We start from the raw sequence: 15,251 nt of genomic DNA on the forward strand, positions 1-15,251 counted from the left end.
TTTTTTTGGACAAGCAAAAAAATGAACAATCATAAGAATTAAATAGATCTTTATCGACATCCCGATAGCGATCGGAACAGAATTACATCTCACCTCTCTGTCACACTGAGCTTGTCGAAGTGTCTTCTCCATTACTACTAAGATGCTGAAACAAGTTCAGCATGACGCAATATTATTACGGGCAAAAGAATTCGAACATGTATTTTCTGGATTTTATGAGTTTCTTAAGCCAAATTTCTATTTGGTCTTGCTAGTTTTACTATCTAAAGAAATAGATATGAAACGGTTTTTAGTATTATTTAGCTTTTTAACAGTAGGAGTTGTAAGCTGTCAGGAGAATAATAAAAAAGAGAAAAGCGGTGTACCGGAAGCGGTGCAATTAGCCTTTGAAAAGAAATATCCGGGAGAGAATGATCCAGATTGGAAACAAGATGAACACGGTTACTGGGAATCTCATTTTAAAATTGATGGTGAAAAATACCGCGCCGACTTCAATGCAGATGGTTCTTGGGTAGAAACCGAAAACGATATTAAAACAAAGAACCTTCCTACAGCAATTAAAAAGGTAATAGAAGAAAAATATTCAGATCGTGAGATCACTGAGGTGGAGCGAGTAGATAGTGCAGAAAAAGGCATTTTTTATGATGTGGAATTCAAGCAAAAAGGAAAGAATATGGACGTCATGTTTCGGGAAGATGGTACGATTATAAATTAGACTTTAAAAGCGCTATCCTATTAGATAAGTGATGCTCAGAATAATTGAGTAATAAAATCAGAAGAAAATAAAAAGGATGCGATCGCATTCAATATAATGGCCTTTGAAGGATTCCTTCTAAGGCCATTCCTCTTTTTAGTGGGTATAGCTTATTTCAATCTGATATATTAAGGACAATCTATAAGTCATTTAAAATTTCTTCAGCAATGGAAATTAGTAGTCTTTTATCCTTAGAGTGCCAAACAGCAACCATCAAGAAACTGTTTCAACTCAAAATCTTAAAAGCATTTATAAATGCATTCTTCAAGGCAAATCAGTATTTGTTTTCCTCATTTTTTAAACGGCATTTAAGCAAAGCCTAAATGCATCTTAAATAATTGTCTCTAGTTGGTATTATGTTTAATTTTAGTAGCACGCAAAAATCCCTAACGAAATTTTAATCATAAAAACATAGTTCACACTAACTAAAATCAACAAAAATGGCAAAGAAAAAGAAGCAAGATTCTTCAGACACCAAAAAGATTGAGCAGTTGAAAAAGGATCATTGGGAAATGGAAAATATGACCATGACCACCAATCAAGGGCTTAAAGTAAACGACACTAATAATTCGCTAAAAGCAGGGGAGCGAGGTTCTACCTTACTAGAAGATTTTCTTCTCAGGGAAAAGATTACTAGCTTCGATCACGAACGAATTCCGGAACGAATTGTACATGCACGAGGAAGTGCTGCACACGGATATTTCGAACTAACTAAAGACATGTCCAAATATACTAAGGCGGGAATTTTTACCGATACCAATAGACGTACGCCGGTATTTGTTCGATTTTCTACGGTTGCAGGTTCTAAAGGCTCTCCAGATCTAGCTCGTGATGTGCGTGGATTTGCAGTTAAATTGTATACAGAAGAAGGTACTTGGGATTTAGTAGGTAATAATATGCCGATTTTTTTTATTCAGGACGCCATGAAGTTCCCGGATTTGATACACTCTGTAAAACCGGAACCTAATAATGAAATTCCGCAGGCAGCCTCTGCCCACGATACTTTTTATGATTTTGTTTCGAGAACTACAGAAACCTTGCATAACCATATCTGGGCGATGAGTGATCGCGCCATTCCGCGTAGTTTTAGGATGATGGAAGGATTTGGAATTCATACGTTTAGATTGATAAACGACAAAAACGAATCTCATTTTGTGAAATTTCATTGGAAACCGGTTTTAGGAGTGCATTCTGTAACCTGGGAAGAAGCTGTAAAAATCAATGGCGCCGATGCCGATTTTCACCGTCGGGATTTATGGGAAGCTATAGAAGCTGGACAGTATCCGGAATGGGAGTTAGGGATGCAAATTGTTCCAGACGCAGACGAACATAAATTTGAATTCGATTTATTGGATCCAACTAAACTGATCCCCGAAGAAATGGTTCCTGTAACCATCGTTGGGAAAATGACCTTGAATAGAAATCCGGAAAATTTCTTTGCAGAGACCGAGCAGGTGGCTTTCTTGCCGGGACATATTGTTCCTGGAATAGACTTTACCAACGATCCACTTTTGCAAGGGCGTTTGTTCTCTTATAGAGATACTCAACTCTCTCGTTTGGGAACGCCTAATTTTCATCAAATTCCTATAAATAGTCCGGTGGTGCCTATCCATAATAACCAGCGGGATGGACAAATGCAAACGAGTATTCCGAAGGGACAAACAGCGTATTTCCCGAATTCGCTAACCGGTGGCTGTCCACATTTAGCAAAAATGTCTGAAGGAGCTTTTCATTCTTACGAGGAGCGCATAGATGCTAAAAAGATTCGGACTAGAAGTGAAAGCTTTAGTGATCATTTCTCGCAGCCCGCACTCTTTTACCGAAGCTTAGCGGCATGGGAACAGGAACACGTTGCAGGAGCTTATACTTTTGAACTTGGCAAATGTACCCAGGATCATATTAAGGAGCGTATGCTATGGGTAATAGCACAAATAGATAAAGACCTTGCTGAAAAAGTAGCAGAAGGTTTAGGAATGAAAATTCCTAAAAATATCGAAAAACCTATTAATCAGGCGATAGGTGCCGATGCCGATTCTAAAAAGCACGAACCGGGAGCAAAGAAAAATTATCTGGATGCTTCTCCGGCCTTGAGCCAGGCGAACACTAAATTCGATAGCATTGCTACAAGACAAGTTGCCGTCTTGTTGGCAGATGGATTTGATGCTAAAAGCTTAAAGGCGATGAAAACAATGTTGGAGAAAGAAGGAGCCATGGCGAAACTAGTTGCGCCACATGGAGGCACTATAAAGGATTCCGATAAGAACGAGCACAAAGTGGACTCTGCGATCATGACCACCGAAAGTGTGCTTTTTGATGCCCTTTATATTCCTGATGGAAAAGCCTCTGTAGATGCATTGCTGAAGCAAGCCAAATTTATAAAGTTTGTGAATGAAACCTTTAAACATTGTAAAGCAATTGCCGCCGATGGAGAAGGGGAGCGCTTGTTAAAATCCAGTTTTGTAAAAGACCATATGAAGGACAAAGCCATTCACGTAAATGACAAACCGGAAGCTTTTAAGAAAAGCATGGCGAAACACCGCAACTGGGAGCGAAGAAGCGTTTCGGATTCTGTCCCTGTTTAAATTATTCAAAAATTTAATGTTTAAAAACCATCCAGTAGGGTGGTTTTTTATTGTTTCTATTTTAAATCCCTGTTGACTATCAGGAGAATAAAAATGACATAGGTTTCTCAGAATCTATAAGTGCATTTAAAGCTTTAGTTACAGCATCAGATTTCACTTTATACTGGTTCTCCTGATATTCTTTGCACATCGCTACAAAATCTTTGGAAGTATAGTTCTAAACTCTTTTGTTTCCTGAGGGATCACTTTCACCATTTTATCAATCATCTCTTTGGGATCAAATTGGTTTTAAGCTATCTACAAGTAAAAAAAAAATTTTTAGAAAATGAAAGTTTACCCAAAAAACAGTTAAACATTTTATTATCAACATAGTATTCCTTTGTTTTGTTTAACAAATAATTTATTTAGTTAAACATTTCTATGAAATCAATATTTATTTTAATAATAAGTCTTATGTTTCAAAACAATGCACAATATATTTTTGATTTTAAAAAAGAACAAAATACAACTAACTGGTATGTGGTAAATGATGGAGTGATGGGTGGACTCTCCAAAGGATCAATATCAATTAACGAATCTGGTTATGGCCATTTTAAAGGTTATGTAACTACAGAGAATAACGGTGGTTTCTCTTCAATACGTTTAGCATTTGAAAGAAAAAATGTTTCTAATTTTAAACAAGTGGTTCTAAGAGTAAAAGGGGATGGTAAGAAGTACCAACTCAGGATTAAAGAAAAATCTTCCCAAAGATATTCTTATATAACAATTTTTAGTACTAGTGAAGAATGGGAAACTATAAAAATTCCATTCAATTCATTCTACCCAAGTTTTAGAGGTTATAATTTAGACAAACCAAATTATTCTGGTGAAGTAATGGATGAAATCGCAATATTATTTGGTAACAAGAAAAAAGAATCTTTCTCATTACAAATTGAAAGTATTCTATTAGACTAATCTCGCATAAACTATTAATTAATAACTAAAAGAACATAAAAGATGGATTATATTTCTATTATATTACAATGTATCGTCGCATTAAGCATATTGAATGTATGGCTAATACAGAATAAGAAAAACACCCAATGGCGTGGTGGTAACGCTACAACGATTATTGAAGAATTTAAAGTTTATGGATTACCAGTATGGTCATGCTATGTAATTGGAACTTTAAAAGTTTTGTTTGCAATTGGACTTTTAGTTGCTATTTGGTATCCTGAACTGAAACAAGTTTGTGCATTGGGATTAGCTTCGCTATTATTGGGATCTATTGTGATGCATTTAAAGATTCAAGATCCATTAAAGAAATCTCTCCCTGCTTTTTTGTTTTTAATTATGTGCTTATATATAGCCTTCCCAATTTTTTATTAGCAAAGATTATATTATATCAAATAGCATCATAAATATAACTGCATTCAGCATAGCATAAATTAAGGAAGGTGCAGATTGAATTACGGAATCTCGAATATTTAATCGGACTAAGAAGCCTAATATCATTAGTATGGAAAGCCCTAACGCGGCAATCGCTTGAAGTATTGGGGAAAATAAATAACCCAAGAATAGACCTAGAGCACCCAACAACTGCAATACACCTACCAGCTTTCTGGAGCTCTTAAAACCATATCTTACAAATTCAGATTTTAAAACGGGATTAAAAAAACAAGCGAAACCGAAGAAAAGAAATGAAATTGCTGAAATAAGTGTCAGGATAGTAATTAAGCTCATGTATTTTCTATGACTTCTATATTAAAAGAATGCAAGAGGTTTTATATTACCCTAGCAAGATAACCTAGTATTCTTTAATTTTTGATGAAATATGGATCAATATCAATTAAATGAATTTGAAGGAAAATTGGATTTATTCATATTCCTGTGAATAAATTTAAACAGAAAACTACAAAGCATGAATAAACCCCGAAAAACCTAAGCTTCTCGGGATTTATAAATTCTATTAAAAATTCTATTTTTTTGAGGGAGTTACGGTATCAGATTTCACCTTATACTGGTTTTCCTGATATTCTTTGCACATCGCCACAAAATCTGTTGGCAAAATAGTTCTAAACTCTTGAGTTTCCTGAGGGATCACTTCCACCATTTTATCGATCATCTCTTTGGGATCGAATTGATTTTCAGCCATTTCTTTCGCAGCTGCTTCAATTTTCTTTTTAGGTGTAAAATGATAGTCTTCATTAAACCATTGCACATAATTATCGTACATCCTATCGTTAAAACCTGTATCGAAAGGTCCTGGATTAATAGTTGCCACAGTTAATCCCATTGGCGTTAGCTCATCCCTTAAGGATTGTACAATCGCCTCTAATGCATGTTTTGAGGCATTATAGGCGCCTAAATATGGAGAAGTAGTTAATCCGGCGACAGAGGATACAAATACAATTTTACCTGTTCCTTTTTCTATCATCTTTTTAATAAAAGGTTGTGCAAATTCTAAGGTAGAGAATACATTGGTTTCCATCACTTCCCGAATTAATTCTACAGGCATTTCAGAAACCGGCCCGGAATGTCCAATTCCTGCATTGTTTACCAAAATATCTATATCGTATTCCCAGGCTTTCTGGCAATCCATAGGATCTAAAATATTCAATTTAATAATCTCTATATTGGCTTCTAAACCTGCTTTCTTCGTGTCTTCTAGTAATCTGGATTTTTGTTCCCATTTGTGAACTCCGGCAATTACTTTATGTCCTTTTGCCGCAAGGCCCAAAGCCGTTCCTTTACCTAATCCCGATCCCGCTCCTGTAATTAAAATTGTCTTCATGCTCATATTTTTTGGTTTTACAACAAGATAAAACAAACTAGCCTAGCCCTTCGGTTTTTAGCATATTTTAGGACTGCTATTAACTTGTGTTTAATAATCATAGGCTGAAACCTCCATATGGAAGAAGTTATAGACTTTAGTTTTTTTTGAGCGAAGTCGGAGTGCATAAGCCATCAAAAGATGGTTTTTTAATTCATTTCAAAAAAGATAAACATTATTGAGATTCAGGTTGGGCTCTATTTTGTATTTTATTAATTGAGGAAGATGGAAAGTATCATATTTGGGCGGGAGAGGAATGCTAGCTTAGCGCACTAAATTATTCACATTCATTTTATATAGTTTCCCAATGGGAATAATAGCTTCCCCAATAAAGATTCTATTGCCTTCAATACTTTTAATATGTCTCGTAGCTACTGCAAAGGATTTATGAACCTGAAGAAATTCATCCTTCGGCAAGGATTCTATCATTTCTGAAATTTTCTCTCTAATGCTAATCGTTTCATCTACTGTCGCCACCTTGGTATAATTTCCTGATGCTTCCAGATATAAAATGTTGTTTAAATTAACCTGAATATAGCTTTTGTTCTGCCTAAGAAATAACTGATTCGGCGTTATTTCATTTTCTACTGCTGAAGTTTGTTTAGCGGGAGCAACTGCTGGTTTATTCACCTTGTTCACTGCTTTTAAAAAACGCTCAAAACTGAAGGGTTTTAAGAGATAATCTACCACATTCAACTCATAACTTTCCAATGCAAATTCGCTATATGCTGTTGAAACTATAATCTTTGGAGGAGAAGATAAAGTCTTCAAAAAATCGAAGCCTTTCAATTTAGGCATATTAAGATCTAAAAAAATAAGGTCTACCGTGTTTTTGCTTAAGTATTCCAAAGCTTCAATAGCATCGTAACACTGTGCCATAAATTCCATATTTGGCAGCAGATCGCAATAACCTTTTATAATATCATGAGCAATATGCTCGTCGTCTATGATAATATACTTGATCATAATTTTTTGATAGTCAGTTGTGCCTTATAGATAGTATCAGATTTAGAAAATGACAGCAAATGTCTTTTAGGATATACCAATTCTAGTCTGCGCTTTAAGTTTTGTAACCCAATTCCTTGTTGCTCGTTCTCTAAGCTGGCATCAAAATTATTTTCGATATCAAAATGCACTTTATTTTTTTCTGATGTCAGATTGATATAAACATACGCATTCTCTCTTAAATTTTCCACTCCATGTTTAAAGGCATTCTCTAAAAGGATTATAAAAAGAAGCGGCATGATCTTATGATCCTCCTCCTTAATCTCATGGTTAAATACAACATCAATCGTTTTATGATATCGCATTTTATGCAAGGCTATATAGTTTTGCAGGTAACTTATTTCTTCAGATAAAAGCACGGTTTCCTTTTGCCCATCATAAATACTGTAGCGCATCATATCTGATAGCTTCAAAATTAATTCTTGCGCCTTTTGTTGATCCTTAGCTACCAAACCATAAAGGTTATTCAGCATATTAAAAAAAAAAGTGCGGATTTACCTGACTTTTTAAATGCAGCAATTCGGTTTTAGTCTTCTCATTTTTTAGCCTGATAATAGATTTTACCTGTTTAAAAATCCATCTTAAAAGTAAAAAGAACATGAATATGAAATATAAAAAAGAGATAATTACAAAGGGTTCATTACTGCCAAAGGCATCGTTAAATACGATTATTATTAAACCCATAAAAATTAGCACTCCCCAATTTAGCCAACCGGGAATGCGCTTCATCTGTTTTCTAATTTTTACAATCATGTTCAATAATAGATAAATAAAATACTTCAAACAAATTAGTGGACAAACACCTCCAACATAGGGATAAATAACATACCCGAAGGGATAAAGCAACTTTATGGAATTTGGAGCGTTTTGTAAACTCCTAAGAACTCTATACGTCACTTTTCTTTTATAAATGATTGCCTCAGGGATATGTTTGCTTCATCAATCTAAAAATGAACAGCATGGAACTCATTATCAATAACCTATCTAAAACCTATTCCAACGGAATTAGAGCCTTAGATACAATTTTTCTCGAAATTCCCACCGGAATGTTTGGATTATTAGGTCCAAATGGTGCCGGGAAATCTACACTAATGCGAACATTAGCCACTTTGCAGGAAGCAGATTCCGGTGCTATTACGCTAGGCGACCTAGACTTGTTGAAGCAGAAAAATGAGATCAGACAGGTTTTGGGATATCTACCGCAGCAGTTTGGTTTGTATCCCAAAATATCTGCTGAAGTTTTGCTGAATCATCTTGCAGTTCTTAAGGGCATTACCAATAAAAATGAACGTAAAGAATTAGTAGCAGCTTTACTGCACAAAACAAATCTTTATGATGTTAGAAACTTAAACTTAAGTGGCTTTTCCGGTGGAATGAAACAGCGCTTTGGAATTGCCCAAGCCTTAATCAACAACCCAAAACTTCTTATTGTAGATGAACCTACCGCTGGATTGGATCCTCTAGAGCGAAATCGGTTTTATAATGTACTAAGCGAACTGGGTGAAAATACGGTTGTAATTCTTTCTACTCATATAGTTGATGATGTAAAGGAACTATGCACCAACATGGCCATTATAAATCAAGGTCAGGTTTTACTTAAGGGAGAGCCTTTAAAACTTATAGACGAACTATATGGCAAGGTGTATAAAAAGACCATTACCAAGCATGAATTGGAAGATTACAAACAGAACTATCAAGTAATTAGTGAAACTTTATTTCTCGGGAAACCCATCATTCATATTCTTAGTGAAGTAGATCCAAGAAATGGTTTTTCTCCTATAGCAGCAGATTTAGAGGATGTCTACTTCTCGCAGATCTTAAGCAATACTCATCCTAAAGTTATAATATAATGATGTGGTATAATATTTTTAAATTCGAAATCGCATATAGAATAAAACGCCCGGACACGTATGTGTTTTTTATTTTTCTCTTTTTGTTCTCCATTGTAGGAGTCGATTTTATTTTTCAAGGAGCAGAAATAGGAGGCATCAAAAAAAATGCTCCTTTGGTAATTGCAAAGGCAATGGGAGCCATCACGGGAATCTTTATGATTCTTGCTTCTATGATCATGGGAGTTTCTGTTTTAAGGGATTTCGAGTATCAAATGGAATCGCTCATGTTTATAAACCCTATTACTAAAAAGGACTATTTATTGGGTCGGTTTTTAGGATCCTTTAGCGTTTTACTGTTCGTGTTTAGTAGTATTTTCTTCGGAATGATTGTCGGCGAATTTATGCCTTGGCAAGATCCAAAGGATTTATTGGACTTTAATTTATTGGCATATCTGCAATCTTTTATAACCATTACTCTCCCAATTTTATTTTTTGGAGCAAGTTTGTTTTTTGTTAGTGGTGCACTAAGTAGAAATCTTGCGGTGGTATACACCCAAGGTATCATCTTTTTTGTGGTCTTTATGCTTACAAAAGCCATTTCCAATGAGTATTTACAAGCACTTTTAGATCCGTTTTCTTTAACCACCTTGTCTCTCGCAACGGAGTCTTGGACTACCTTAGAAACCAACTCGCAGCTCATCCCTTTTAACGGAGTGCTATTTTATAATAAATTAGTATGGTTAAGCCTGGGTCTTTTAACCTTAGTCTTTGGCTATAAGAAATTCGATTTCAATGTTATAAAAACCAAGCGAATTAAGTCGAAAAAACAACAGGTAGATACTATACAAAAATATACTAATAAAAATATTGCTATTCCGGAGGTTCAAGTACAGCAAGGAATTTTATTGAAGTGGAATCAGTTAATGCACTTTTCTTGGTTTTATTTTAAAAGTATCTGTAAGCAAGCTTCATTTTGGGCTATTGTTATTTGCGGCATGATCATTATTCTCATTAATTCAGTAAATCTCGGGACCGTATATGGCGTAGATAGTTATCCCGCAACCTATTTTATTGTTGAAGAGCTCCAGCAAACCTCCATCTACTTCTTTATTATCATTTTGGTTTTCTATTCCGGAGAACTTATCTGGAAAGAGCGATCGGCAAAGTTAAACTTGATTTGTGATGCTACTCCGGTTGCAAGTTTTATAAATCTGTTAGGAAAATATATAGGCTTGCTACTTATCTATGTTGTCTTAATGATATCTTTAATTGTTTCGGGAATTATTTTTCAAACCATAAGTGGCTATTATAACTATGAGCTACAAGTATATTTATACGGCTTCTTTCTGGAAATCTTTCCATTTTTGGCACTTTACACATTTATAGCTTTTTTCATTCAAGCCATCACGAATCATAAATTCATAGGAGTTCTCCTTGTATTGATGTTTTTTATCTGCAACGTGGCATTGGGATTATTTGGGTTTGACCATGATCTATATTTCTTTGGAGGAGACGCTTTAGCAAGTTATTCAGATATGAATGGCTACGGACATTTTTTAAGACCCTATCTTTTTATAAAAACCTATTGGTTTCTCTTCGGAATGATACTTCTTGTAATAGCATCATTATTTTTAACCAGAGGCACAGAAACCAACTTTTTAAAACGATTAAAAGCGAGCAGTAGTCGGTTGAGTATAGCATTGCTGAAATTTGCGAGTGTCTTGGTTTTTGCCTTTATACTTCTTGGAGGTTATATTTTTTATAATACCAATATTGTAAACGAGTATTGGACTAATTCTGAAGCCACCCAATTTAGAGTCGATTATGAAAAAACACTGAAGCAATTTGAATACATCCCACAACCAAAAATTGTTGCTGTTAATTTGAAGGTAGAATTATATCCTTCAAAAAGAGAATACACGGTAGAAGGTTATTATATGCTCAAAAACACATGCGAAACAGCTATCGAAGAAATACATATTCAGAAGCTTATAGAAGCTAATATAAAATTAGAAAATGTGATTTTTGAAGCTGGTGCAAGGCAAGATACGCAATACAAAAAATATGATTATTCAATTTATAAATTAAATGAAGCGCTGCAACCCGGTGCCACTATTAAAATGGATTTCATACAGACTTTTACCACAAGAGGTTTTGAAGAATCCGGTTCGAACGAAAATATTGTGGAAAATGGCATCTTTTTTAATAATAAAGATTTGCCAACAATAGGCTATAACAGGAAATATGAACTTCCCGATAATGAGGAACGGGTAGACTATAAGTTAGCCGAACGATCAAATAAGGCAGATAGAGAGCACCTAAATGAGCTTTTAAATGCGCGATCCGGCAGTGATTCTGATGGAATTGATTTTGAAATGGTGATTGGAACAGCAAAAGACCAAACAGCAATTGTTCCCGGCGAACTTTTAAAGCAATGGCAAGAGAATGACCGCAACTATTTTCATTATAAAATGATGCAACCCATCATAGATTTTTATTCCATTGTTTCAGCGCGATATGAATTAAAAAAAGATACATGGCAACCGAAATCAGACCCTATCGGTCAGCCTGTTGACTTGGAAATTTATTATCATAAAGGTCATGAATATAATTTAGATCGAATGATGTCAGGCATGAAGGCTTCTTTGGATTATTATAGCAAGAATTTTAGCCCATATCAATATCAGCAGTTGCGGATTATGGAGTTTCCTCGCTATGCCGAATTTGCACAATCATTTCCCGGGACAATACCCTTCTCAGAGTCTATTGGATTTATTCTGGATATCGATGACGAGCAAGATGTAGATATGGCTTTTTATGTAACGGTTCATGAAGTGGCGCATCAATGGTTTGGTTTGCAAGTGGAAGCAGCCAACGTGCAGGGGCAGCACTTTTTATTAGAAACACTCTCTCAATATGCAGCCATAATGGTATTAAAACAACACTTCCCTAAAGAAAAAGTTCAACAGTTTCTAAAGCTACAGCAAGAGAAGTATAGAGAGGGTCAGCGTAAAGAAGCATCTCAAGAACCGGCATTAGCATTGGTAGAAAATCAAGATTATGTGTATTATGCCAAAGGTGCTATTGCTATGTACAAACTTCAAGAAAGCATTGGTGAGGAAAAGGTAAATCTGGCATTAAAAAGATTTCTAGAAGATTGGAATACGATCGATGGAAAACTAAAAACAAAGACTAAGAGATACGCTACCAGTAAAGATTTGCTTCAATATTTTAGAAATGTAACACCAGATTCGCAACAGTACTTAATTAGTGACTTATTTGAAAGTGTAAATTAAAATCAGAATAGGTCATGAAAGATGCTAGTAGAATAGGAGGGAAGTATCATATTTCTGAATAAATTTGTTTTTTAAATATTTCAATTAGTATTTCGTATCTTTAATTCCCTCCCTAAAATTCATAGCGATTTTGATTATGAATTCTCCCTAATTATAGCAACCATAAAAGTACAGATACTATGAAAAATACGAGCGTTAAAGCCTATGGCACTGAATCGGCTGAAGCCGATTTAAAACAAATGAACATCGATAGACGAGAAGTCACTTCAAAAGATGTGGGTATCGATATTCTATATTGTGGCGTTTGCCATTCCGATTTGCATTTTGCACGTAACGATTGGGGAATGACCCAATATCCTGTTGTCCCGGGACATGAAATCGTGGGCAGGGTAACTCATGTAGGGGATGGAGTATCGAAATATAAAAAAGGCGATTTGGTGGCGTTTGGCTGTTTAGTAGATTCCTGTAGATCTTGTAAAAATTGTAAAGCCGACTTAGAGCAGTATTGTCCGGAATGGGTTGGTACTTACGGAGGCTATGATAAACATTTAGATACGAATACACATGGCGGATATTCAGAAAACATCGTGGTAGATGAAGCATTTGTACTCCGCGTGCCGGAAAATTTAGATCCTGCCGGGGTTGCACCCATTTTATGTGCAGGAATTACAACCTGGTCCCCATTAAGACATTGGAAAGTGGGCAAAGGTTCTAAGGTAGCCGTAGTTGGTTTAGGAGGATTAGGGCATATGGCTATCAAATTGGCAAGTGCGCTTGGGGCACATGTTACTTTATTTTCAAGATCTCCTAATAAGGTAGAAGATGCCAGAGCACTGGGTACAGATGATGTGATTATTTCTACAGATGAGGCTCAGATGGAAGATGCTGCCGGGCGTTTTGATGTCATTATCGATACCGTTCCTTATGAACATGACTTAAACCCGTATGTTAATACCTTAGCTACCAGTGGTACGCTGGTAGTAGTAGGATACTTAGGTCCATTAAATCCTATGTTGGTTACCGTGCCCATGATTATGGGGCGTAAGTCTGTTGCAGGTTCTTTAATTGGTGGAATTGCCGAAACTCAGGAACTGTTAGATTTCTGCGGAGAACATAATATCACCTCAGATATTGAGGTTATTAAAATGCAAGATATCAATAAAGCCTACCAGCGAATGCTAAAAAGCGATGTGAAGTACCGATTTGTGATTGATATGAAATCGCTTAAAAATTAATTTGAAATTGGTTTTTGAAAATAGAAATCACCCGTTTTGAAAATGGGTGATTTTTTTTCAGTTTTCACAAAGTATAATTCTGCTCAACATTGTATTATAGATGAAGTAGTTTAATATGCGGGATATAGGAGGGAAGCTTAATGCACGAGAAATGATCTTAAACATATAAGACATTCATTATACCATTATGTATGTTTAATTTAATAAATTTACGTTGAACGTATAATTTATACATGGACGCTAATTTATTGAAAATATTATTTTCGATTTTAGGCTTTCAATTCTTATTTGTCTCACTTTTTTTACTTCAAAGCAAAAAAGGAAAAGCTATAAGCAACAAGGTTTTAGCTGTTGTTTTTTTAATGATTTCTATAGCTGTAATTAACCTCTATCTGATAATTTTTAGGATAGACATACAATTCCCTCAATTATTATTTATTGATGATACATTTATGTTTGCTTATGGTCCATTACTATATCTTTTTACACAATCTGTGATTTTTAAAGACTTTAGACTACAGAGGAAAAGTTTTATTCATTTTATACCATTTTTAGCATCTTTATTTATAATAATTATAATCTTTCTATTTTCTAAAACTGAATCTATCTCTCAAGTAACTAATCAACTTAATAATCTACATGTCCCCATTTATTTTCATATAGGAAGTCTTTTGATGTTGAGCCATATTTTTTATTATTTATTTAAATCTAAACAAGAAATTAAAAATGTTATTGGGAAAGTAAAGAGCTTATACTCAGCTTTTAATCAAGATAATTTCAAACTTCTAAAATTTATATTAAACTGCTTTATTGTACTGTTTTCATTGTCATTAATTCATTCAATTTTGCCATTTTTAGGAGTTAAAAATGGGTTATTAATTACTTTGTTATTAATGATCCTGTTTATGTTTTATTTCATCAATTCAGTATTGTTAAAGATGCTCAATCATTCTACAAATAAAAGTGGCGCGATGACATGGTCCATATTTAAAGAGAAAGAAAAATATGCAGGTTCAAGTTTATCCCAAACAGACCTTAAGTTGTTCATGAATAAGTTAGAAAATCATATGAAAACGAAGGAACGATTTTTAGATAGCGACTTAAATATTAATGATTTGTCAACTGAATTGGATATGACTTCAAAAGTGCTGTCGCAAGTAATTAATGAAGGATATTCAAATAATTTTTTCGATTTTGTAAACACATATCGAGTTGAAGCTGCAAAGGCGTTACTTACTAATCAAGTAGATAATAAACAAACTATTCAAGAAGTCATGTACGATTCCGGTTTTAATTCGAAATCATCATTTAACACAGCTTTTAAAAAATTCACTAAACTTACACCTACACAATTTAAAAATTCTCTTCAAAAAGGTTCGACTTCCTGATTTCGGACTATTCAGACTACTGAATGATCTAATATTGTATTGTAAATCAAGTAAATATCAAGATCATGCAATTAGTACACTATTTCCAAAGAGTATCAACTCACGAGTTTCTAAACAAGCTCGGGCGATTATTAAGAGAAAATAAACTTGCGAAGATCATAGAAATAATAGTAGTATTTCTATTAGCATTTCTAATTATCGTCACTTTCAAATCAAACGAAGCTTCAAACCTTGTATATAATCAAGTTGTTATATGGCTCGCTAACATTGTTATGCTCAGCATTGTTTTTATAGGCATCAAATTAAGGGGAGAAGGTTTAAGTCAATTTGGATTTAGCTTTAAAAAA

Annotated in this window: 12 protein-coding genes; 8 read left to right on the forward strand and 4 right to left on the reverse strand. The window is 34.6% G+C overall.

All coding sequences use genetic code 11. The annotated features are described in order from the left end of the window. The first annotated feature begins 142 nt into the window (after window positions 1–142). From ON07_RS03875 to ON07_RS03890, 4 genes are all read left to right on the forward strand, one after another. Entirely contained in the window at window positions 143–715 is a 573-nt protein-coding gene (locus tag ON07_RS03875) for a PepSY-like domain-containing protein (RefSeq protein ID WP_010228353.1), read from the forward strand. A 479-nt stretch (window positions 716–1,194) separates the two neighbouring features. After that, window positions 1,195–3,336, forward strand: coding sequence for a catalase (locus tag ON07_RS03880; RefSeq protein WP_010228355.1), 2,142 nt, complete (start codon window positions 1,195–1,197; stop codon window positions 3,334–3,336). A gap of 420 nt (window positions 3,337–3,756) precedes the next feature. After that, on the forward strand, window positions 3,757–4,290 hold the full coding sequence (locus tag ON07_RS03885) for a CIA30 family protein (RefSeq protein ID WP_237708855.1): 534 nt from the start codon (window positions 3,757–3,759) through the stop codon (window positions 4,288–4,290). Window positions 4,291–4,332: 42 nt separating this feature from the next. Further along, complete coding sequence (locus ON07_RS03890) at window positions 4,333–4,704, forward strand: DoxX family protein (protein WP_010228359.1); 372 nt, start codon at window positions 4,333–4,335, stop codon at window positions 4,702–4,704. 6 nt (window positions 4,705–4,710) lie between these two features. Here the strand turns inward: ON07_RS03890 and ON07_RS03895 are convergent, their stop codons facing one another. The 4 genes from ON07_RS03895 to ON07_RS16975 form a co-directional block, all read right to left on the reverse strand. Further along, window positions 4,711–5,058 carry a DoxX family protein gene (locus ON07_RS03895; RefSeq protein WP_010228361.1) on the reverse strand — a complete coding sequence of 116 codons (348 nt, stop codon included), beginning with the start codon at window positions 5,056–5,058 and terminating at the stop codon, window positions 4,711–4,713. Window positions 5,059–5,293: 235 nt separating this feature from the next. After that, window positions 5,294–6,109 (reverse strand): SDR family oxidoreductase, encoded by an 816-nt coding sequence (locus ON07_RS03900; protein WP_010228363.1) that lies wholly within the window; start codon window positions 6,107–6,109, stop codon window positions 5,294–5,296. Between the two features lie 303 nt (window positions 6,110–6,412). Further along, window positions 6,413–7,114, reverse strand: a complete 702-nt coding sequence (locus tag ON07_RS03905; RefSeq protein ID WP_010228365.1) for a LytR/AlgR family response regulator transcription factor — start codon at window positions 7,112–7,114, stop codon at window positions 6,413–6,415. Beyond that, on the reverse strand, window positions 7,111–7,626 hold the full coding sequence (locus ON07_RS16975; RefSeq protein WP_010228367.1) for a sensor histidine kinase: 516 nt from the start codon (window positions 7,624–7,626) through the stop codon (window positions 7,111–7,113). The genes ON07_RS03905 and ON07_RS16975 overlap by 4 nt, the downstream gene beginning before the upstream one ends. Before the next feature lie 486 nt (window positions 7,627–8,112). Between ON07_RS16975 and ON07_RS03915 the strand changes: the two genes are divergently transcribed. The 4 genes from ON07_RS03915 (at window position 8,113) to ON07_RS03930 (ending at window position 14,904) form a co-directional block, all read left to right on the forward strand. Continuing rightward, window positions 8,113–9,003 carry an ABC transporter ATP-binding protein gene (locus tag ON07_RS03915; RefSeq protein ID WP_010228372.1) on the forward strand — a complete coding sequence of 297 codons (891 nt, stop codon included), beginning with the start codon at window positions 8,113–8,115 and terminating at the stop codon, window positions 9,001–9,003. Beyond that, window positions 9,003–12,281 carry an ABC transporter permease/M1 family aminopeptidase gene (locus tag ON07_RS03920; protein WP_010228374.1) on the forward strand — a complete coding sequence of 1,093 codons (3,279 nt, stop codon included), beginning with the start codon at window positions 9,003–9,005 and terminating at the stop codon, window positions 12,279–12,281. The genes ON07_RS03915 and ON07_RS03920 overlap by 1 nt, the downstream gene beginning before the upstream one ends. A gap of 179 nt (window positions 12,282–12,460) precedes the next feature. Then, complete coding sequence (locus ON07_RS03925; RefSeq protein ID WP_010228375.1) at window positions 12,461–13,516, forward strand: NAD(P)-dependent alcohol dehydrogenase; 1,056 nt, start codon at window positions 12,461–12,463, stop codon at window positions 13,514–13,516. A 233-nt stretch (window positions 13,517–13,749) separates the two neighbouring features. Further along, entirely contained in the window at window positions 13,750–14,904 is a 1,155-nt protein-coding gene (locus ON07_RS03930; RefSeq protein WP_010228376.1) for a helix-turn-helix domain-containing protein, read from the forward strand. The last annotated feature ends 347 nt before the right edge of the window (window positions 14,905–15,251 follow it).

Origin of the sequence: Gillisia marina, assembly GCF_000258765.1 — a bacterium.
In the GTDB taxonomy this organism is placed as follows: Bacteria; Bacteroidota; Bacteroidia; order Flavobacteriales; family Flavobacteriaceae; genus Gillisia; species Gillisia marina.